The organism is uncultured Sphingomonas sp., from assembly GCF_936927845.1.
In the GTDB taxonomy this organism is placed as follows: Bacteria; Pseudomonadota; Alphaproteobacteria; order Sphingomonadales; family Sphingomonadaceae; genus Sphingomonas.
Map to the genome: position 1 here is coordinate 76,717 of NZ_CAKZHV010000031.1, position 20,936 is coordinate 97,652.

17 protein-coding genes are annotated in these 20,936 nt (G+C 68.1%); 11 read left to right on the plus strand and 6 right to left on the minus strand.

Translation table 11 applies throughout. The annotated features are described in order from the left end of the window. The first annotated feature begins 12 nt into the window (after positions 1–12). The 3 genes from Q0579_RS05220 to tal all read left to right on the plus strand — a co-directional run bounded on the left by Q0579_RS05220 (position 13) and on the right by tal (position 3,614). Complete coding sequence (locus Q0579_RS05220) at positions 13–174, plus strand: DUF1674 domain-containing protein (RefSeq protein WP_083925808.1); 162 nt, start codon at positions 13–15, stop codon at positions 172–174. Positions 175–337: 163 nt separating this feature from the next. After that, on the plus strand, positions 338–2,413 hold the full coding sequence (tkt, locus tag Q0579_RS05225) for a transketolase (RefSeq protein WP_298809887.1): 2,076 nt from the start codon (positions 338–340) through the stop codon (positions 2,411–2,413). A gap of 94 nt (positions 2,414–2,507) precedes the next feature. Beyond that, positions 2,508–3,614, plus strand: a complete 1,107-nt coding sequence (gene tal / locus Q0579_RS05230; protein ID WP_298809889.1) for a transaldolase — start codon at positions 2,508–2,510, stop codon at positions 3,612–3,614. A 68-nt stretch (positions 3,615–3,682) separates the two neighbouring features. Here tal and wecB read toward each other — a convergent pair whose 3' ends face one another. From wecB to Q0579_RS05245, 3 genes are all read right to left on the minus strand, one after another. Continuing rightward, positions 3,683–4,843: a UDP-N-acetylglucosamine 2-epimerase (non-hydrolyzing) gene (gene wecB, locus Q0579_RS05235; protein WP_366522265.1), complete on the minus strand. Its 1,161-nt coding sequence runs from the start codon at positions 4,841–4,843 to the stop codon at positions 3,683–3,685. Between the two features lie 67 nt (positions 4,844–4,910). Further along, entirely contained in the window at positions 4,911–5,915 is a 1,005-nt protein-coding gene (locus Q0579_RS05240; RefSeq protein ID WP_298809957.1) for an SDR family NAD(P)-dependent oxidoreductase, read from the minus strand. A gap of 97 nt (positions 5,916–6,012) precedes the next feature. Continuing rightward, positions 6,013–7,077 (minus strand): acyltransferase, encoded by a 1,065-nt coding sequence (locus tag Q0579_RS05245; RefSeq protein ID WP_298809892.1) that lies wholly within the window; start codon positions 7,075–7,077, stop codon positions 6,013–6,015. A 184-nt stretch (positions 7,078–7,261) separates the two neighbouring features. On the opposite strand from Q0579_RS05245, the gene Q0579_RS05250 reads away from it, so the two are divergent. The 6 genes from Q0579_RS05250 (at position 7,262) to Q0579_RS05275 (ending at position 14,265) form a co-directional block, all read left to right on the plus strand. Then, positions 7,262–7,696, plus strand: coding sequence for a hypothetical protein (locus tag Q0579_RS05250; protein WP_298809894.1), 435 nt, complete (start codon positions 7,262–7,264; stop codon positions 7,694–7,696). 2 nt (positions 7,697–7,698) lie between these two features. After that, positions 7,699–8,985 (plus strand): SGNH/GDSL hydrolase family protein, encoded by a 1,287-nt coding sequence (locus tag Q0579_RS05255; protein WP_298809897.1) that lies wholly within the window; start codon positions 7,699–7,701, stop codon positions 8,983–8,985. Positions 8,986–9,210: 225 nt separating this feature from the next. Continuing rightward, positions 9,211–10,515, plus strand: a complete 1,305-nt coding sequence (locus Q0579_RS05260) for an O-antigen ligase family protein (protein ID WP_298809900.1) — start codon at positions 9,211–9,213, stop codon at positions 10,513–10,515. Beyond that, entirely contained in the window at positions 10,508–10,756 is a 249-nt protein-coding gene (locus tag Q0579_RS05265) for a glycosyltransferase family 2 protein (RefSeq protein ID WP_298809903.1), read from the plus strand. The genes Q0579_RS05260 and Q0579_RS05265 overlap by 8 nt, the downstream gene beginning before the upstream one ends. 382 nt (positions 10,757–11,138) lie before the next feature. After that, the gene (locus tag Q0579_RS05270) at positions 11,139–11,816 is read left to right on the plus strand and encodes a WecB/TagA/CpsF family glycosyltransferase (protein ID WP_298809905.1); all 678 of its coding nucleotides are present in this window, start codon (positions 11,139–11,141) and stop codon (positions 11,814–11,816) included. A 34-nt stretch (positions 11,817–11,850) separates the two neighbouring features. Next, positions 11,851–14,265 carry a hypothetical protein gene (locus tag Q0579_RS05275; RefSeq protein WP_298809907.1) on the plus strand — a complete coding sequence of 805 codons (2,415 nt, stop codon included), beginning with the start codon at positions 11,851–11,853 and terminating at the stop codon, positions 14,263–14,265. A 43-nt stretch (positions 14,266–14,308) separates the two neighbouring features. Here Q0579_RS05275 and wecC read toward each other — a convergent pair whose 3' ends face one another. Continuing rightward, positions 14,309–15,604 carry a UDP-N-acetyl-D-mannosamine dehydrogenase gene (gene wecC / locus Q0579_RS05280; protein WP_298809912.1) on the minus strand — a complete coding sequence of 432 codons (1,296 nt, stop codon included), beginning with the start codon at positions 15,602–15,604 and terminating at the stop codon, positions 14,309–14,311. Between the two features lie 604 nt (positions 15,605–16,208). Here wecC and Q0579_RS05285 point away from each other — a divergent pair. Continuing rightward, entirely contained in the window at positions 16,209–17,942 is a 1,734-nt protein-coding gene (locus Q0579_RS05285) for a DUF885 family protein (protein ID WP_298809913.1), read from the plus strand. A gap of 3 nt (positions 17,943–17,945) precedes the next feature. Here Q0579_RS05285 and Q0579_RS05290 read toward each other — a convergent pair whose 3' ends face one another. Together Q0579_RS05290 and Q0579_RS05295 are read right to left on the minus strand one after the other, a co-directional pair. Continuing rightward, positions 17,946–18,422: a nucleoside deaminase gene (locus tag Q0579_RS05290; protein WP_298809916.1), complete on the minus strand. Its 477-nt coding sequence runs from the start codon at positions 18,420–18,422 to the stop codon at positions 17,946–17,948. After that, positions 18,419–18,646 carry a hypothetical protein gene (locus tag Q0579_RS05295; protein ID WP_298809918.1) on the minus strand — a complete coding sequence of 76 codons (228 nt, stop codon included), beginning with the start codon at positions 18,644–18,646 and terminating at the stop codon, positions 18,419–18,421. Before Q0579_RS05295 ends, Q0579_RS05290 begins: the two co-directional genes overlap by 4 nt. A 165-nt stretch (positions 18,647–18,811) precedes the next feature. On the opposite strand from Q0579_RS05295, the gene Q0579_RS05300 reads away from it, so the two are divergent. After that, positions 18,812–20,908, plus strand: a complete 2,097-nt coding sequence (locus Q0579_RS05300) for a M13-type metalloendopeptidase (RefSeq protein WP_298809921.1) — start codon at positions 18,812–18,814, stop codon at positions 20,906–20,908. Positions 20,909–20,936: the final 28 nt, after the last annotated feature.

The window sequence follows — 20,936 nt, forward strand, 5'->3', positions numbered from 1 at the left end:
AAAGGCCGGTTCATGGGAAAGCGCCCCGACAACGTGAAGCCGCCCGAATATCTGACGCCGAACACGCCCGTCCCCGCGCCCGAGCCGATGCAGCGTCCGGCCGAGGACCCGCTGGGACGTGACCCCGTCCGTTACGGCGATTGGGAGAAGAAGGGCATCGCGATCGATTTCTAGGCGTCGGTGCGGCTAGGGCGCGCAAGTGGGCGGCGCCACTGGGCAGCGCGGCAAAGTCGTTACGCATCTGGAACGCGGTAGAGCGAGCGTCTAAGGCGGCAGGCATTCGGCAACCGGGCGCGCATCGGTGCGTTCGCGCTTCAACCCGACAAGAGGCTTCCCGATGACTGACACCGCTACCGCCGCGACCGCCGGCACCGATCTGCACGAGGACGGCACGCCGGAACGGCTGCAGATCGACACGATCCGCACCCTGTCGATGGACGCGGTGCAGAAGGCGAACTCGGGCCACCCCGGCACGCCGATGGCGCTGGCACCGGTCGGCTGGACGGTGTGGAGCAATTACCTGCGCTACGATCCGGGCGCGCCGCAATGGCCCAACCGCGACCGCTTCGTGCTGTCGGTCGGCCACGCCTCGATGCTGCTCTACGCGCTGCTGCATCTCGCCGGCGTCGAAGAGGTCGATGGTTCGGGCAAGAAGACGGGCAATCCCGCGATCAGCCTCGACGACATCAAGCAGTTCCGCCAGCTGTCGTCGAAGACGCCCGGCCACCCCGAATATCGCCACACCACCGGCGTCGAGACGACAACCGGGCCGCTCGGGCAAGGGTGCGGCAACTCGGTCGGCATGGCGATCGCCGAGCGTTGGCTCGCCGCGCGGTACAACAAGCCCGGTTTCACGCTGTTCGACCATGACGTGTACGTCGTATGCGGCGACGGCGACATGATGGAAGGCGTCAGCGCAGAGGCGGCGAGCATCGCGGGCCACCTGAAACTCTCCAACCTGTGCTGGATCTACGACAGCAACCACATCTCGATCGAGGGCGCGACCGACCTCGCGTTCGACGAGGACGTCGGCAAGCGCTTCCAGGCCTATGGCTGGAACGTCATCCACGTGAACGACGTCAACGACCTTGCCGCGATGAACGCCGCGCTCGACACGTTCAAGGCGACGAACGACAAGCCGACCTTCATCGTCGCGCATTCGGTGATCGGCTGGGGCAGCCCCAAGGCGGGAAGCGAGAAGGCGCACGGCGAACCGCTGGGCGCGGAGGCGATCACCAAGACCAAGCAGGCGTACGGCTGGCCGGAAAAGGACTTCTACGTTCCCGCCGACGCGAAGACCGCGTTCGAACAGGCGGTGCGCGGCCGCGGCGAGAGACTGCGTACCGAGTGGGAAGCGCTGCTCGCCAAATACACCGAGCAATTCCCGAGCGAGGCGGCCGAGCTCACGCAGCTCCTGTCCGACGAGCTGCCCGATGGCTGGGAAGATACGATCCCGACGTTCGACGCGGACGAGAAGGGGCTCGCCAGCCGCGATTCGAGCGGCAAGGTGCTGAACGCGATCGTGAAGAAGGTGCCGTGGCTGCTCGGTGGTTCGGCCGATCTTGCGCCTTCGACCAAGACCGACATCAAGGAAGCCGGCTCGTTCGAGGCGAGCAACTATGGCGGCACCAACTTCCACTTCGGTGTGCGCGAGCACGGCATGGGCGCGGTGGTGAACGGCATGGCGCTGTCGCACCTGCGCGCCTACGGCTCCACCTTCCTCGTCTTCATTGATTACATGCGCGCGCCCGTGCGCCTGTCGGCAATCATGGAGATCGGCTCGGTGTGGGTCTACACGCACGATTCGATCGGCGTGGGTGAGGACGGGCCGACGCACCAGCCGATCGAGCAGCTCGCGACGATGCGCGCAATTCCCGGGCTCGACACGATCCGTCCCGGTGACGCGAACGAGGTCGCCGAGGCGTGGCGCGCGCTGCTCAAGGACGGCAGCACGCCTGCTGCGCTGGTGCTCTCGCGCCAGCCGCTGCCGACGCTCGACCGTTCGAAGTACGCCAGCGCCGCGGGTGTCGCACAGGGCGGCTATGTGCTTGCCGACAGCGAGAACCCGCAGGTCATCCTGATCGCGACCGGCTCCGAAGTGTCGCTGGCGGTGAAGGCGTACGAGAAGCTCAAGGAAGAAGGCATCGCCGCGCGCGTCGTCTCGATGCCGAGCTGGTACCGTTACGAGAAGCAGGATGACGCCTATAAGGAGAGCGTGCTGCCCAAGTCGGTCAAGGCGCGCGTCGCGATCGAGATGGCGGGCGAGATCGGCTGGGACCGCTACGTCGGCTACGAGGGAAAGACGATCACCATGTCGACCTTCGGCGCTTCGGCCCCGATCGCCAAGCTGCAGGACAAATACGGCTTCACGGTCGAGAATGTGGTCAAGGTCGCGAAGGAAGTGATGGGCTGACCAGGATCGGCGCGCCGCGGGCGATCCAAGGCGCGCATCCCTATATCGGTATTTGGCAGTCCAGCGCGAACGGCGATCAAGAGGATTTCAAGGCATGAGCAAGCTCGAACAACTCCGCGACATCGGTCAGGCGCCGTGGCTCGACTTTGTCGACCGCAAGTTCCTCGATGCCGGCGGCTTGAAGAAGCTGGTCGACGAGGACGGCGTGACCGGCGTCACCTCCAATCCGACGATCTTCGAGAAGGCGATGGGCGCGGGCGACGCTTATGCCGCCGGTTTCGCCGAGTTCGACAAGGCCAATCCCAGTGCCGAGCCGATGGCGCGCTACGAATCGCAGGCGGTCAAGGACATCCAGGCAGCGTGCGACGTGCTGCGCCCCGTCTATGACCGGCTGGACGGAAAGGACGGCTATGTCAGCCTCGAGGTGTCGCCCTATCTCGCGCTCAAGGGGCCGGAGACCGCCGAGGAAGCCGAGCGGCTGTGGAAGGCGGTCGACCGCCCCAATCTGATGATCAAGATCCCCGGTACCGACGACGGCGTCCGCGCGATTCGCGACACGATTGCGAAGGGGATCAACGTCAACGTGACGCTGCTGTTCTCGGTCGAGTCGTACCGGAACGTCGCGCACGCCTATGTCGAGGGTCTGGAGGAGCGCGTGTCGAAGGACATGCCCGTCGACAAGATCGCCAGCGTGGCCAGCTTCTTCATTAGCCGGATCGACGGCAAGATCGACGACAAGATCGATGCCGGCCAAGGCGGTGACGAGGCCAAGGCGTTGAAGGGTAAGGTCGCGATCGCCAACGCGAAGCTGGCTTATGCATGGTACCAGGAGTTCATCGCCTCCGACCGCTGGCAGAAGCTCGCTGCCAAGGGCGCGCAGCCGCAGCGGCTGCTGTGGGCGTCGACCGGCACCAAGAACCCCGACTATTCCGACACCCTCTACGTCGACGAGCTGATCGGCCCCGACACCGTCAACACCATGCCGCCCAAGACGATGGACGCGTTCCGCGACCACGGCACCGTGAAGGTTACGCTGACCGAGGATGTCGAGGGCGCGCGCAAGACGATCGCAGATGCCGAGCGGCTCGGGCTCGACCTCGACGGCGTGACCAAGACGCTGGTCGACGAGGGCGTAGCGAGCTTCACCAAGTCGTTCGACGACCTGCTCGCCGCGATCGGCAAGCAGAAGGCGGACGCCTGACCTGAGCGATCATTCCCGGTGGCGCTCCCGTCGCGCCGCCGGGATCGTCCATCCGCCGACCCGTCGCCTCACGCGACCGCGCGCGGCGGCACCTCGTTCCGGCCCGCCCAGGCGACCAGCGCGTCGACGATCCGCGGTACGGCGTGACCGTCGCCGTACGGATTGTGCACCCCGCTCATCGCCGCATAAACGTCGGCGTCGGTCAGCAGCCGCGATGCCTCGCGCACGATCGCTTCCTTGTCGGTGCCGACCAGTCGCACGGTGCCGGCATCGACCGCCTCGGGTCGCTCGGTGGTGTCGCGCATGACCAGCACCGGCTTGCCGAGCGACGGCGCTTCCTCCTGGATCCCGCCCGAGTCGGTCAGCACCAGCGTCGCCGCGTCGAGCATGGCGACGAACGGCAGGTAATCGAGCGGTGCGATCAGGTGGACGTTCGACAGGCCGCTGAGCAATCGGTTGACCGGTTCCTGCACGTTCGGGTTGAGGTGAACCGGGTAGACCAGGTCGACGCTGGGGAAGTCGCGCGCCAGCCGCGCGAGCGCGGCGCAGATCCGCTCGAACCCGGCACCGAAATTCTCGCGGCGGTGGCCGGTTACCAGCACCATGCGCCGGCCGGGGGTGGGCAGCGGCAGGCCGGCGGTGACGCGCGCGTGGAGATCGGCGTCGCTGCGCAAGCGGGCCACCACCTTCAACAGCGCGTCGATGACGGTGTTGCCGGTGACGGTGATGATCCGCGGATCGATCCCCTCGGCGCGCAGATTCTGGCTGGCGCGCGTCGTTGGCGCGAAGTGGAGCGCGGCGAGGCCGCCGGTCAGCTTGCGGTTCGCTTCCTCGGGCCACGGGGCGTAGAGGTCGCCGGTGCGCAGCCCCGCCTCGACATGCGCGACCGGTATGCGGTGCCAATAGGCCGACAAGGATGCCGCCAGCGTCGTCAGCGTGTCACCGTGCACCAGCACCATGTCGGGGCGCTGATGCGCGAACACCTCCGCCATGCCCGACAGCACCGCGGTCGCGACCCCGGTCAGATCCTGTCCGGGCCGCATCACGGCGAGGTCGTGGTCGGCGCTGAGATCGAACAGGCGCATGACCTGGTCGAGCATCTCGCGGTGCTGCCCGGTTACGCAGATGCGCGCGTCGAAGCGCGCGTCGGCGGCGAGCGCGAGCGCGAGCGGCGCCATCTTGATCGCCTCGGGCCGGGTCCCGAACACCGACAGAACCTTGATCGTCACTGCAACCCCGCTTGGTCGTTCGGGCTGCAGCCTAGCGTGCAAGGTTTAACGAAGCGATGCCGCGCGCTCAGGCACGGATCCCGTGATAGTCGCGGTACCAGTCGACGAAGCGGGGGATGCCGACGTCGATCGCGGTGGTCGGCGCGTAGCCCAGGTCGCGGTTGATCGCGGAGATGTCGGCGAACGTGCGATGCACGTCGCCGGGCTGCATCGGCTGGTGGTCGCGGATCGCGGTGCGCCCCGTCGCCTGTTCGAGCACGTCGATCATGCGGCCGAGCTGTTCGGCATTGTTGTTGCCGATATTGTAGAGCCGGTGCGGGGCGACGCTGCCGCCCGCCTTCACCGCGCCGTCGTCGGCGGGTGGGTGATCGAGGCAGGCGACGACGCCCGAGACGATGTCGTCGATATAGGTGAAGTCGCGCTGCATGTCGCCGTTGTTGAATACCTTGATTGGGCGGCCCGCGAACATCGCTTCGGTGAACAGCCACAAGGCCATGTCGGGGCGGCCCCACGGCCCGTAAACGGTGAAGAAGCGCAATCCGGTCTGCGGCAGGCGGTAGAGGTGCGCATAGGTTTCGCTCATCAGCTCGTCGGCCTTCTTGGTCGCGGCGTAGAGCGAGACGGGGTGGTCGACGCGGTCCTCGACCGCGAACGGCAGCTTGGTATTGCCGCCGTAGACCGACGAGGAGGAGGCGTAGACCAGATGCGCGACGCGGCGCTGGCGCGCGAGTTCGAGCAGGTTGACGTGACCGACGAGGTTCGCCTGGACGTAGGCGTGTGAATTCTCGATCGAGTAGCGCACGCCCGCCTGCGCACCGAGGTGGACGATGCGGTCGAACGCGTATCCGTGCAGCGCCTGCGTCAGCGCGGCCATGTCGGCGAAGTCGAGCGGGAGAAAGGTGAAGGCGTCGCCGTGGCGCTCGGCCAAATGCGCGAGGCGCGCGTGCTTGAGCGCGGGCGGGTAGTAATCGTTGAGATTGTCGATGCCGATCACGCGGTCGCCGCGCGCGAGCAGCCGCTCGGCCACGTGCATCCCGATGAACCCGGCCGCGCCGGTCACCAACGTCGTCACCATTGTTACCCCCGCCGTCAGGTCGCCCGTCGTAGCGTCGCGGCTATGCCTCGCAACCCTGAACGCTTCGTTGCCGCCGATCAGGCCAAGCGCACGATCACGGGGCGACGGCGATCGCGGCGCGCGGGCGGCGGGTCAGCCGCTGACCCCAGCGGATCGCGGGCCGTTCGATCCAGCGGTGAACCGCCGCCGCGATCACGAGCGTGCCGGCGAGCGTCGCTGCGAGAAACAGGATCGCGTTGGCCGCGTGGTCGGGCGGAATCAGGCGAACGACGATGCGCGTCACGGGGATGTGGAACAGGTAGGCACCGTAGCTGACCGCGCCCAGCCACAACAACGCGGGCGGCACCGCGCCCGCGCGGCGGTGAAACGCGACAAAGCTCACGAGCGCTGCCACCCCGGCGAGGAAGACGCCCGTCGGCGTCGAACGCGTGAAGCTGTGGTCGCTCTGGCTTGCCAGCAGCGGCAGCGCGAGGAGTGCGGCGGTCGCGAGCGCGAGCGCGTACCTCCTGGGCGCGTGTTCTTCCTGCGCAATCCGCAGCAAGGCGCCGACGAACAGGAACGACAGATGCGCGCCGAGGTAAGGAAGCGGCACCGGGACGCCGAGCGCACGCGCGATCACGCCCGCAACCGGTAGCGCGATGCAGACGAGGCCGAGCGCGAACACGGCGGCGGAGCGGCGCAACCAGCCGGCCGCGAACAGGGCGGCGCACAAGGCGTAGAAGGCGAGTTCGACGAACAGCGTCCAATACACGCCCGAAACCGGCGGCTGGCCGAACAGCGTCGGCGCCATCGTCAGGTTGGCGACGAGCTGCGCGGAGGTCGGCACGGCGGCGCTGGTCGCCGTCATCGCCGCGACCGAGAGCCAGAAGCCGGGGTAGAGCCGCAGGACGCGGGTGAGCGCGAAGCGCGGCAGCGCGTGCACGCCGCGCAGGCTGAACGGCACGACATAGCCGCTGATCAGAAAGAACAGCACGACGCCGTAGCGGCCAAGATCGAAGCGATCGAGCGTGATCGCGGAAAGCCAGGTATGAACGGCGGGCGAGCGTGCAGACGACCCCGGCGCGGCGGTGATCGGCTGCACCGCGTGTTGAACGCAGACGCATAGCGCCGCCACCCCGCGCAGCGCATCGATCGATGCGATCCGATTTCCGTTCGCCAACACGTCCCCCATCCGCCCGGCAGCGCTCCCATTCCGCGAGCGTCATGCAGGTGTGACACGCGCCTCCGCCCGCTTCAAGCGGCGGCGCCGGCGCGGACTGCCGGCCCGCGCACGATTGTCGCTGTCCTACACGCGAGGTGCCGCATAGCCGGAACAAACAACGAACGAACAAGGAGGCGACGTGATGAACGACGTACAGGTTGGTGCACCCGGCGGGTTCGTGCCGCAGATCGCGCTGACGCTCGGCGCGCGCGACGGCGTGGCGGTCGCGGTCGACCGGACCAACCCGCTGCCGATGCGCGCGGTGGCGACCGCGGCAACGTCGGTGCCGCTCGCGGGGACGCTGGCGGAGAGCGGCGTCGTGGGCCCGTTCACCCCCGACTTGATGCGTGCGATCACCGTCACGCTGGCGGGCGAGTGGAGCGGCACGGTGAGTGTCCTGCGATCGAGCGACGGCGGTGCGACGCGGCAGCCGCTGACCTTCGTCGACGGCTCGGCCAAGGGCGTGTGGAGCGGCAACGTCAACACCGCGATCGGCGAGGAAAGTGTCGCGGGCGCGCGCTATTACCTCCAGTTCGCGCGCGTGTCGGGCACGCTTTCCTTTCGCGTGGAGCAGTGACGATGGCGCTCGACATCGAAGCGCAGGGGCTCGCGCTCGGCGCGCGCGCACTCGCCGAAGCGCGGCACGAGGGGTATTTTCCGGTTGCGTGCCGGACCGGCGCGGCGTTCGGGCGCGCGGTCGCCGCGAACAATCCCGGCGTCGCGCGCACGCGGCACGTGCTGCCGTACGGCGCGATCGACCTGATGCCGGTTTATGCCGGCTGGACGCTGCAACCGGGCGAGGTATCGACCGCGGCGCTTTCAGGCATTCATCTCGGCATCGAGCCGACGTGGGGTGCGCAGTCGATGTGGGGCGCGACCGGCAACGGCGCGGCGGTGGTCAGGCGCGTCAGCGCGAATGGCAATCTGTCGCCGAGCGTCCCCGCCGACCACCTGCTGCTGCCCGAGCCGGTCGCGGTCAACCGCCGCGCGGGCGAGGCGATCGGCACACGCATCTGGGTGCCGAGCGGATCGGGCTATGCTGCCAGCCGCTCGGTGCTCGCCGGGCAGGATTATTGCTACATCGGCGCCAACGCGACCGACTGGGCATGGGGTGGGACGATCACGGGCGCAAGCCCGCTCGCTTCGACGATCCAGCCGATCGCGATCCTGGGGCGGACCCCCGATCGGCGGCGGCATCCGGCGGTCGCGATCGTCGGCGATTCGATCGGCTACGGCAACGTCAGCATGTCGGACGGCGCGCTCGGCTGGGACAATGACGCCGACGGCAATTCGGGCTGGATCGAGCGCGCGCTGGCCAATCGCGTCGCGTGGAGCAACCTGTCCGCGCCGGGCGACCGGCTCGATTACCTGACCAACGTCAACGGCGGCGCGGGCGGGCGGCGCGTCGGGCGCAGCAATGCGTTGCGGCGGCTGGGTTATACCCATGTGATCCACGCGTTGTCGGGCACCAACGATGCCTTCGCGGGACTGACGCTGGCGCAGATCCAGGATCGCTGGCTCAACTGGACCGACGAACTCGTCGGCATGGGGCACCGTGTCTGGGCGGTGACGCCGCTGCCGCATACCGCGTCGAGCGACAGCTGGGCGACGCTTGCCAACCAGAGCGTGACCCCGCCGGGCGCCGTGCTCGTCCAGATGGCCGACTGGATCCGCGCCAACGCGCGTGCGTACGGTTGCGAGCGCGTGATCGATCTGGCGGCGCTGGTCGACAACGGGTCGGGGCGATGGCGCGTCGATCTCGCCGCGCAACTCGGGGCGCCGCCGACCTATGACGGCGTTCACCCCGCGAGCCTGATGACGCAGTGGATCGCGGCGCAAGGGCTGATCGGTGCCGGGCTGAACTGAGCCCCGGCACGCCACAACCGTCGTGCGCGCAATTGGACATCACCGCAGTGGTGCGCGCGCACGACGGTGCGTACACCAGGCGTGGGGGAAAACAGGCGGGGGCTTGTTGACGGATGTGCGCACGGGAAAGTGGGTGCGATCGCGCGTGCTGCCGTTTCGGCCGACCGCTGCGGCACGCCGTCGCCGTCGATCGACCGCGATTGACCCGGTATATCGGACCAGCGCGTGCCCGGCGCGGTTGAGCCGCTCGTGTTCGTGGCCCGGCGGCGGCGGGTGCAACCGCTTCCGCGCAACTGGCCGCTCGTGCTGATCGTCGCGGCGGTGACGTGGGTTGCCGCGGTCGGGTTCCAGCCGCTGCAGGACCGCGCCGATTTCGTGCAATATGCGGTGGTCGATCAGCAGCTCTATCTGCCGTTCTACCTGGGGCTCGCCGCGCTCGCGGCCGTGACCTGCGCGCGCTACCCGGCATTCGCGCTGCGGTTGCCCGATCCGCTGCTCGTCGCGTTCCTGCTATGGGCGGCGGTGACCGTGTTCGTCGCCGCCGTGCCCGCGAAAGCGGTGCTCAACTGGGGCAAGCAGGTGGCGTACCTGTTCGGCGTCGGTGCGCTGGTCGTGCTGGTTCCGTCGCAGCGCCTGCTGGTGCGCGTGCTGGCGGCGACGTTGCTCGGCATCGTCGCGCTCGATCTCGCGGCCGTGGTGCTCTGCCCCGATGTCGCGATCCATCAGGCGAGCGACGCGGTCGAGCCGACGCTCGCCGGGTTGTGGCGCGGGCTCCACCCGCACAAGGCGAAGTTCGGCGAGGCGCTGGCGTTCGCGTTCCTGCTGACGCTGTTAAAGGCGCGCGAGCGGGGCGGGCGCTGGCGGCTGGCGCTGCTGCCGCTGCTCATCGCGGTGATGATCGCGGCCGGGGCGAAGACCTCCGTGCTCGCGCTCGCGTTGGCGTTGCTCGTCGCGGCAGCGCTGACGCGCGTCGCGCGGTATGCGCCGGGATCAATCGCCACGATCGTGGCGGCGCCGTTCGTCGTCGTAACGGGCGCCGTAGCGGCCGCGGTGGTGCCAATCGTGCTCGCCGATCTGTTCGGCGACGTGACGCTCGCGGGGCGAACGCGGTTATGGGCGTTCCTGTGGCATTATGCCGCGGCGCATCCGGTCGCGGGCAGCGGGTTCATGTCGTTCTTCATCGGGGAGGCCGGGCCGCTGTTCCGGTCAGGCGACGCGCTGCTGATGCGGCTGGGGAATGCGCACAATTCGTTCCTCGACCTGCTGGTGACCACAGGCTGGCCCGGTGCGCTGCTCGGCTGTACCGCGCTGGTGGTCGCCCCGATCGCGCGGGCGTACCGACGGTTGCCGCACGACCGGTTCGCGCGATTGTGGGTGACGGTGCTGCTGTTCGGCGGGATCAGCAGCCTGACGAGCGTCACCCTGCTCCAGACCGAGCGTGCCGCCGGTCTGATGATGACGCTCGCTTACGCCGCGCTGCGGCTGCGACGCGCACCCGAACCTGCGCGCGCGGGGCAGGCTCGTGGCTGAGCCGGTGCGCGTGTCGGCGATCATCACCGCCTATCGTCGCGCCGACGTGGTCGGCGACGCGATCGCGTCTGCGCTGGCGCAGACCTATCCGGTGCACGAGGTCGTCGTCGTCGACGATGCCTCGCGCGATGGCACGGCGGCGGCGGTGTTGGCCGAGCGCGACCCGCGCGTCCGACTGGTGTCGCTGGCGCAGAATCTGGGGCCGGCCGGTGACGCGCTACACCTACATCCTGTATCCTAGCCTGTGTTTTCTGGCCGGTTGCGTCGCATTGCGGATTCTTGACGTGTCGCGGCGCGCCAAGGCGATCCTGATCCATCGCTCCACGAAGGGCGCGGCATTGGACAAGATTGACGTCGGCCCGGCCGATCAGGGACTTGCCACGCGCGCGTCCGCTTGCGCATATGACCCGTGGTAGGCTGGGTGTCAGCCGGTGCCGGCGGCCATGGTCGCGCGTGGCAAGTGTCGCGAAGTCGGAAAAGGGACGGGGTGGGGCACGAGCCGTTCAGCCGTGACGAGGAACGGGGAGCGGTGGGCGGCATGGCCGCGATCCGCACCGCAACGATCGGCGGGATCAGAATCGCGCGACTGGGACGCGAGGAACTCGCCGCGCTGATGCGGGCGGATGTTGCGCGCGCGCGCGGGCGATCTGGCGATGCCGCGCGTCGTCACCTCGGCGAATGGCAGCGTCGTCGCCGCGTTCAACCGCGATCCGGCTTACCGCGCGACGATTGAACAGGCCGACATCGTCGATGCCGACGGCATGCCGCTGGTGTTCGCCAGCCGGTTGATGTGCCGCGAACCACTCGAGGAGCGGACCGCGACGACCGACTTCCTGCTGGACGCCGCCGCGCTCGCCGCGGCCGAAGGGATCAGCTTCTATTTTCTGGGCGCCAAACCTGGGGTGGCGGCGCGCGCGGCGGAGCATCTGCGCAGCCGCTTCCCCGGATTGAAGGTGGTGGGCGCACGCCATGGTTACTTCGCGCCCGACACTATACCCGACATCTGCGCCGCCGTGCGCGCGTCAGGGGCGGACGTGTTGTGGCTGGGGCTTGGCACGCCGATGCAGGAACGCGTCGCGGTCGAGTACCGCCACCTGCTTGGCGGCGTGGGATGGGTGCGGACCTGCGGCGGCTTGTTCGACCATTATGGCGGCGGCGTGTCGCGCGCGCCGGGGTGGATGCAGGCACTGGGACTGGAATGGCTGTACCGTGCTGCGCGCGAGCCGGTGCGGCTGGGGTGGCGTTATCTGGTCACCAGCCCGGTCGCGATCTATTACCTGCTGACCAGAACGCATGATTGATCGGCGCCGCGCGTCGGGATCGGCAGGGAGTTCGATGCAACCGCATGCACGTCGCACCGTCCGTTACGAGGATTTCGTCGCCAAGCCGCGCCGGCGCTGGCCGTGGGTGGTCGCCGTCGTGACGCTGATCGCGATCCTGGGCGCGGCGGCCGCGTTCTTCCTGCCGGGCAGCAGCCAGGCGCATAGCGCGCCCGTGGCGTTGTCGCGCGCGGGCGCACCTGTCGCGGACGAGCGCTACCAGTGGAAGCATGTCGCGGTAGGTGGTGGCGGCATGATCTCGGGCCTGTCGAGCGACGCGGCGGGGCAGACGCTGGTTGCGCGATCGGACGTGTATGGCGCGTACATCTGGGACAAGGGCGCGAACCGCTGGGCGCAGCTCGTCACCGCGGCGACGATGCCCGATACCGCGCGCGCGCAGAACGGCGCGGCGGCGGGGGTGTACGAGATCGTGGTCGCGCCATCGCGGCCCGCGCGCATCTACATGGCGTTGCAGGGGCGGGTGTATCGGTCCGACGACACCGGTCGCCACTGGGTGCAGCCGCACGCGGGCAATCCGTTCCCGCTGATCTGGGACGCGAACAGCGAGTTTCGCCTGCACGGACCGTTCATGGCGGTCGATCCGGCCAATCCCGACATCGTCCTGCTTGGCACACCCGGAACGGGCCTGTGGCGGTCGACCGATGCGGGTGCGTCGTGGAGCCGTGTCGCCTCGGTCCCCGTCAGCAAGGACCGCAGCCCCGACGCCGGTGCGCAGGCTCCCGGCACGATGCTATGGTTCGAGCGTCCGGCAGGCGGCAAGCCGAGCGGGCGGCTGTTCGCGCTGTCGTCAGGCAACGGTATGTTCGTGTCGGCCGACCGCGGCGCGACCTTTCGTCCGCTACCCGCCAGTGGCGCGCAGCCGCTGACCTTGCAGCGCGGCGCGTTCGACCGCCGCGGCACCTTCTTCGGGGTCGACGATCTGACCAAATCGATCTGGTCGTACCGCGACGGGCGCTGGCGCGACCTGACCGCCGAGCTGAACCTGACCGTGCGCGAATATGCCGCGGTGGCTGCCAACCCACGGGCCGACCAGGTGATCGTCGTCGACCGCGGCGGCAAGGGTTATGTCAGCACCGACGGCGGCGAGAATTGGAGCAGCGTGACGCACAGCGCCACCGTCGGTGCGGGCGATCCGCCGTGGCTGCGTGTCGCCAATTCGCCGTTCTTCACCACCGCAGACCTGATGTTCGACGCGGCCGTGCCCAACCGTTTGTGGGTGGGTGCAGGCATGGGCGTGTTCTACGCCGACGTGCCGCCCGGCACCGCCGCGCTCGATTGGGTGAGCCAGACGCGCGGGATCGAGGAACTGGTCGCGAATGACGTGATCCAGCCCGCGGGCGGCTCACCGATCTTCGCCGCATGGGATTTCGGTATCCACGTGAAGGACGATCTGAACGCCTATTCCACCACCTTCGCGCCGGGCGAGCGGACGCTGATGTCGGTGCAGCAGCTCGATTGGACGCCTGCCAAGCCCGGCTTCGTCGTCACCAATGCGAGTGACGCGCGCACCTGCTGCGCGGAGGACGGCAATGCGGTAATGGCGGGCACCAGCAGCGACGGTGGGCGCACGTGGCGCAAGTTCGCGTCGCTGCCGACGCCGCCGGGCACCAAGGAGGACGATCCGTGGCGAATGTCGTTCGGCACCATTGCGGTATCCTCCAGCGACCCCAAGTCGATCGTGTGGGCGCCCGCGCGCAACCGCCAGCCTTATGTCACGCACGACGGCGGCGCCAATTGGGAGCCGGTCCGCCTGTCTGGCGCGGTCGGCGACACGCCCGGGTCGTTCGAGCACACCTGGTTGCAGCGCAAGACGGTGACCGCCGACAAGGCGGCGCCGGGGACCTTCTACTTCTATCATAGCGGCGAGGGCGCAAACGCGGCGCTGCAAGGGCTGTGGCGATCGCAGGACGACGGCGGGTCGTGGACCAAGCTGTTCAACGGCGAGATCGCACCGGTGAGCAACATGGCGGCGAAGCTGCGCTCGGTGCCGGGACACGCCGGGCACCTGTTCTTCACTTCGAGCTTCGAGCACACCGGCGACACCGGACTGCGCCGCAGCCGCGACGGAGGCGCGACGTGGCAGGTCGTGGCGGACGTGACGCGGGTCGACGATGTCGCGTTCGGCAAGGCGGCGAAGGGGGCGCGTTACCCGACGATCTTCCTGTCGGGGCGCGTTGGCGGCGAATACGGCATCTGGCGCTCGGTCGACGATGCGCGGACGTGGCAGCGGTTGGTCGACTTCCCCGCGGGCACGCTCGATCAGGTCAGCGTGGTCGCTGCCGACCCCGACGTGTTCGGGCGCGTGTACCTGGGCTATGTCGGATCGGGCTGGATCTGGGGAGAGCCCGCGCCGTGCACGCCCGCGCCACTGGTTGCGCGCGCCGACACGCAGTGCGTGTCGGTACGCTGAGGGGGCGCTGACCTGGCGAGCTGATGCAGCCTTCGGCGGCACGTCAGCTCGCCAGCCGTACCGGGCGCGCGTCGGGAGCCGCGGGCTGGTCGGGCCAGATGCCACGCGTGTCGTAGACGTATTTGTCGGCGCGCTCCTCGAGCGGAACCGAGCGGAACACGTCGTGGTCGACCAACGCGATCATCACGCCCGCGCGTTCCAGCGCATCGTCTAGGTCGACCAGGGTTGCCCCCGTGCCGTTGAACGCAGCCGGCAGCGCGTCGGCATAGGGCTCGACGATCTGCACGCGCGAGCCGAAACGCTCGGCCAGTGCCACCGCGACCTTGAGCGCGGGGCTTTCGCGAAAATCGTCGATGTTGGCCTTGAATGCGAGGCCGAGGCAGGCGACCGGCGTGCCGGGATGCGCGGTGATCAGCGCGGCGGCGCGCGCGATCACGTGGTCGCATTTGGCGTCATTGACCTCGCGCGCGGTGCGGATCAGCGCGGTATCGTCGGGCGCGCCATGAACGAGGAACCAGGGGTCGACCGCGATGCAATGGCCGCCGACGCCGGGGCCGGGTTGGAGGATGTTGACGCGCGGGTGGCGGTTGGCGAGGCGGATCACTTCCCACACATCGACGCCGAGCGTTTCGGCGACCCGCGAGAGTTCGTTGGCAAAGGCGATGTTGACGTCGCGGAACGCGTTTTCGGTCAGCTTGGTCATCTCGGCCGCGCGCGACGTCGTGGTGACGCAGGCCCCGCGCACGAAGCGGCGATAGAAGTGGAGTGCGCGGCGCGCGCAGCGCGGGGTGATGCCACCGAGTACGCGGTCGTTGTCGATCAGTTCGACCAGGATACGGCCGGGCAGCACGCGCTCGGGACAATAAGCGATCGCGACATCGGCGTTTCCGCCGGTGCGGCCGGGTACCTTCAGATCCGGGCGCAGGTCGGCGATGAAGTCGCGCACCTGTTCGGTGGTGCCGACGGGCGAGGTCGATTCGAGGATCACCGTGTCGCCCGCCTTCAGCACGGTCGCGACCGCAGTGGCGGCTTTCAACACATAGCCGACGTCGGGGACATGGTCGGCCCCGAACGGGGTCGGCACCGCGATCACGAACACGTCGGCGGGTTCGATCTGCGTCGAGGCGCGCAGATTGCCGCGCGCGACCACGCCCGAGACGAGCCCGTCCAAGTCCACCTCCTCGATGTGGACGCGGCCCGAATTCACCGTTTCGACCACGTGTGGCGACACGTCGATCCCGAGCACCTGCGCACCCGTACGCGCGATCACCGCCGCGGTCGGCAGGCCGATATAGCCGAGGCCGAGTACGCAGACCTTCAATTCCGTTCCGCCGAGCACAGGCTACCTCTTCATCCACGCGCCCGCGTGAGCGGCGGGGCGGTCGGTGCCGGTCATGGCGCATCAGTGGTTGCTTTTTCGGTAACGCACGCGCGCAGACGCGTGGAGCGACGAGCGATATCGTCCCGGATCGATACAGGAACTATTAAGGGGCTGGAACGTACTATTGTTACCATGAGAAACTACACAAAAGCAGAGAGAGGATTTCCCGCCACGGCGCAGAAGATGCCGCCCATGACGGGTGTGTTCATCGGTTTGGCATTGTGCATGCCGTTCTGGGCGCTGGTTGCTGTAGTCTTTACCTGACGCGGCAAGTTAGTCTGGTTTAGCTGCGACGTGGGAAGATGCGCCGCGGCATGTTTCTGTTCCCCGAGGCATAACCGGACGCAGCAAACCGGACGATATGACGATCTGCGCGATTGCGTGGTCATCGACTCGTTGGTTATCACTGCCGCCGTGACATGCGGGCATTGACGTTCCGCGGCAATCGGGGCGGAAGATGACGAGACGTTGGCAAACAACCGCGACAGTTGTGCTGTTGGCCGGAAGCGCGCTACCCGCGTCGGCAACGTCCGCAGCCCCAGTCGCCTCCGCGCCGGTCTCGATGCCCGCGTTGGCAGGCAACGCTGCTCCACCGCCTGCACCCGCCGCGGCGACCGAGGCCGACCGACGGCTGAGAGCGATCTACGACGCCGAATGGACCTGGCGGCAGAAAGAGTTCGCGCAGATCAGCGACGGATTGCGCAGTGAAAGCGATGATCATTTTCCGGCGGTTGCCCCGGCCGACTGGGCGCGGCGTCGCGCGTACTGGCAGAGCGTGCTGGATCAGGTGGCAACGATCCCCGTGCAGCGCCTGTCACCCGAGGAGCGGCTGAACGCCGCGGCGCTGACCGAATCGCTGCGCGCCGAGATCGCCAACATCGACTTTCGCACCTATGAAGCGCCGCTCAACAGCGACAGTTATTTCTGGGGCGAGGTGAAGCCCTATTCGGCGCTGGAGAGCGCGGATGACTATCGACGCTACATCGGGCGGCTGCGCGACGTGCCGCGCTGGTTCGACGGCAACATCGCCAACATGCGCGCCGGGCTGGCGCGGGGGTTCACGCCGCCGCGCGTCACGCTGGCGGGCCGCGACAAGACGATCGAGGCGTATGTGATGACGGGCGTGGCAAACCCGCTGTTCGACCCGTTCAAGGAAATGCCCGCGTCGATCCCCGCGGCGGAGCAGGCGCAGTTGCGGGCACAAGCGCAGGCCGCGATCGATACGCAGGCGGCGCCTGCTTATGCCAGGTTGCTCGCCTTTTTCCGCGACACCTATCTGCCGGGCACACGCGCGACGGTGTCGGCGGCGGCGCTGCCCGACGGTGCCGCTTTTTATCGGAGCCAGATTCGTGATTATACGACGCTGGACCTCTCGCCCGAGCAGATCCACCAGGTCGGCCTGGCCGAAGTGGCGCGGATCGATCGCGACATGAAGGCGACGATCGCGCAGACCGGGTTCAAGGGCAGCTTTCCGCAGTTTCTCGCCTATCTGCGCAGTGATCCGCGATTCTATGCAAAGACGCCGGACGAGCTGCTCGGCTTCTCCGCGCTGGTCGCCAAGCGGATGGACGGGCGGTTGAAGGACGTGTTCACCACGCTGCCGCGTTACCGTTTCACGATCCTGCCGGTGCCCGACGCGATCGCGCCGGTCTACACCTCGGGGCGCGGCGGGTTGAGCGCGTGCCTGATGAACACCTATGACCTGAAATCGCGTCCGCTTTATAATCTCGTTTCGCTGACGCTGCACGAATGCGTGCCCGGACACAGCCACCAGGCGGCGATGGCGCTGGAGGCGCCCGACCGGCCGGCGTTCCGGCGGCAGACCTATTTTTCGGGCTACGGTGAGGGCTGGGGGCTGTATTCGGAGTGGCTCGGCACCAAGCTCGGCATGTATCGCACGCCGTACGAGGAGTTCGGGCGCGAGACGTTCGAGATGTGGCGCGCGGCGCGGCTGGTGATCGATACCGGCATCCACAGCATGGGTTGGACGCGCGCGCAGGCGATCAACTATTTGTCCTCGCACACCGCGCTCGCCAAGTTGGACGTCGAGATCGAGGTCGACCGCTACATCAGCTGGCCGGGGCAGGCGCTCGCCTACAAGCTGGGCGAGATGAAGATGCGCGAGCTGCGCGCCAAGGCGGAAGCCGAACTCGGCACGCGATTCGACCAGCGGCGCTTCCACGACACGCTGCTGGGCATGGGATCGGTGCCGCTGCCGACGATGGAGGCGGAAATGCTGCGCTGGATCGCGGCGGAGAAGGCGCGGCCGGTTCCGGCTCCGGCCCCGGCCGCCTGAGGCTTAGTCGGCGGCGCGGGCGTGGAGCGCGCGCACCGCGTCGGCGAGTTCGGGTACGGGTCCGGCGACAACGGCATCGGGGATCACCGCGGTGATCGGCAGCGGCGCGATCCCGATCGGCGGGCGGCCGAGTTCGCGCATCCACTGCGTCAGTTGCGCGGTCGAGGTCGCGTAGACGATCCGTCCGAGACCGACGAGGCCGTGCGCGGCGGCGCACATCGCGCAATGTTCGCCCGAGGTGTAGACGGTGGCGGCGCGGCGATCGTCCGGAAACAGATGCTCGGCCGCCCAGCGCGCGATCGCAAATTCGGGATGGCGCGTCGGGTCGCCGCCGCCGACGCGGTTGCGATCCTCGAACAAAACTCGCCCGTCGGCGGCGACGAGCAGCGATCCGAATGCCTCGTCCCCGGCGTCAACCGCCTCGGTGGCGAGCGCGACGCAGCGGTCGAGATAGGCGCGGTCACGCGCGTCGATGCTCACCGGCGCCCCCGCATCTCGAAGCCTGCGCCTCCCTGTTCACCGTCATCGTCGCGCGCGCGGCCGGCGAGCACGTTTTCCAGCTCATCCAGCGTATGCGGCACGTCGAGGTGCTGCGCGCCGAGGAAGAGGCGCGTGCCCGTTTCCTGCGGGACCGCGTGGGTCAGCTTGTCGATGTCGACCAGCGCGCGGCCGGCGGGCAACATCTCGATCTGGACGAAGCGCATGTCGGGATCCTTCGTGGTGAATGATCGCACAAAGCGCGACGGTGACGCTGCGATCCGTACGCGGGCGGCGCTTTGCTGCAAAAGGACAGGGATGTTGCAACATATGTGTTGTTATGGCAGCGTGGTTACCAGCGATACTATCTGTCGTCTTGCGGAGATTAGTTCTTGTCCAGGAAGCCTTTTTTCCTCGCCGCCGCCGCGGCAACGATTGCGCTCGCAGCACCGGCGCTGAGCCGGGTCGAGCAGGCGGCAGCACCGGCCGCACCCGCTTCGCCGGGACCCGCCGCCGCAACCGATGCGACGGCGACCAGCTACGGTCCGTGGGGCTTCGACGTGTCGGGCATGGACCGCAGCGTGCGTCCGGGTGACGACTGGTTCCGCTTCGTTAACGGCACTTGGGCGAAGAACACGCAGATCCCCGCCGACCGCAGCTCCTACGGCGCATTCGCGGTGCTGCGCGACCTGTCGGAACAGCGGCTGCGCACGTTGCTGCAGAGCTACAAGGTAGATGACTCCGCCAATCCCGACCGGATGAAGGCGGCAATCCTCTACAACGGGTTCATGGACCAGGCGGCCGCGGAGAAGCTCGACGCCAAGCCGCTCAACGAACGGCTGGCGGCGATCAAGGCGGTCGGCGACAAGAACCAGATGGCGGCGGTGATGGGCCGCGCGATCGGCGGGTTCGGCGGCAGCTTCTTCGGCCCCGGCGTGTCGGACGACGCGAAGAAGCCCGACACCTACGCGCTCTACCTGCGCCAGTCGGGACTGGGTCTGGGCGACCGCGACTTCTACGTCGATCCGAAGTTCCAGCCGCAGGTCGCGCGCTATCGCCAATATGTCGCGCAGATGCTGACCATGGCGGGATGGCCGAACGCGGACGCCGCGGCGAACAACGTCGTCGCGATGGAGACGCGACTGGCGCAGGCACACTGGACGCGCGCACAGAGCCGCGACCGCGACAAGACCTACAACCTGACCACGCTCGCCGAGTTGAAGGCGCAGGCACCGGGCTTCCCCTGGGGCCCGTTCTGGCAGGCAGCGGGGCTGGGCAAGTCGGAGCGCGCGATCGTGGCGCAGAATACCGCGTTTCCGAACATCGCCAAGGTCTACGCCGATACCGACCTCGACACGCTGAAGGCGTGGGAGGCGTTTCGCACCACCGACCAGATCGCGCCCTTGTTGTTGAAGCGCTTCGTCGACGCGCAATTCGAGTTCCGCTCGAAGTTCCTGAACGGTCAGCCGCAGCAGCGCGAGCGCTGGAAGCGCGCGGTTGCGTTCGCGGAGAACGGGATCGGCGACGGGATTGGGCGCGATTACGTCCAGCTCTATTTCCCGCCCGAGTCGAAGGCGAAGATGGACACGCTGGTCGCGAACCTGCGCGTCGCGCTCGCGGGCCGGATTCAGAACCTCAACTGGATGAGCCCCGCGACCAAGGCGCAGGCGCAGGACAAGCTGAGGGGCTTCACGGTCAAGGTCGGCTATCCGAGCAAGTGGCGCGATTATTCGGGCCTGCGGATCGTGCCGGGCGACCTCGTCGGCAATGCCGAGCGCGCGTCGCGGTTCGAGTGGGATTACGACCGCAACCGAATGAACATGCCGGTCGACCGCGCCGAGTGGGGCATGACGCCGCAGACGGTCAACGCTTACTACAGCTCGGTCAAGAATGAGATCGTGTTTCCGGCGGCGATCCTGCAACCGCCATTCTTCGACCCCAAGGCCGACGATGCAGTCAACTACGGCGGCATCGGCGGGGTAATCGGGCATGAGATCACGCACGGGTTCGACGACCAGGGACGCAAGTCGGACGGGCAGGGCGTGCTGCGCGATTGGTGGACCCCCGCCGACGCGCAGAAGTTCGAGGCGCAGGCGGCACGCTACGGCGCGCAATATGAGGCGTACGACTTCGCCGGGCTGCCGGGCATCCACATCAATGCCAAGGCGTCGATGGGCGAGAATATCGCCGACCTGGGCGGCGTGCTGATCTCGCTCGACGCGTACCACAATTCGCTGAACGGCAAGCCTGCACGAGTCATCGACGGGTTCAGCGGCGACCAGCGCTTCTTCCTTGGCTGGGGTCAGGTGTGGCGCACCTTGTTCCGCGACGAGGCGCTGCGCCAGCAGCTCGTCAGCGACCCGCACTCGCCGGGGCAGATCCGCGCGGTGAACCCGCTGCGTAACGTCGACGCCTGGTATGCCGCGTGGAAGATCACGCCCGACCAGAAGCAGTATATCGCGCCCGCGGAGCGCGTGCGCATCTGGTGAGGGGAAGGGGCGAGGGCGCGGTGGCGTG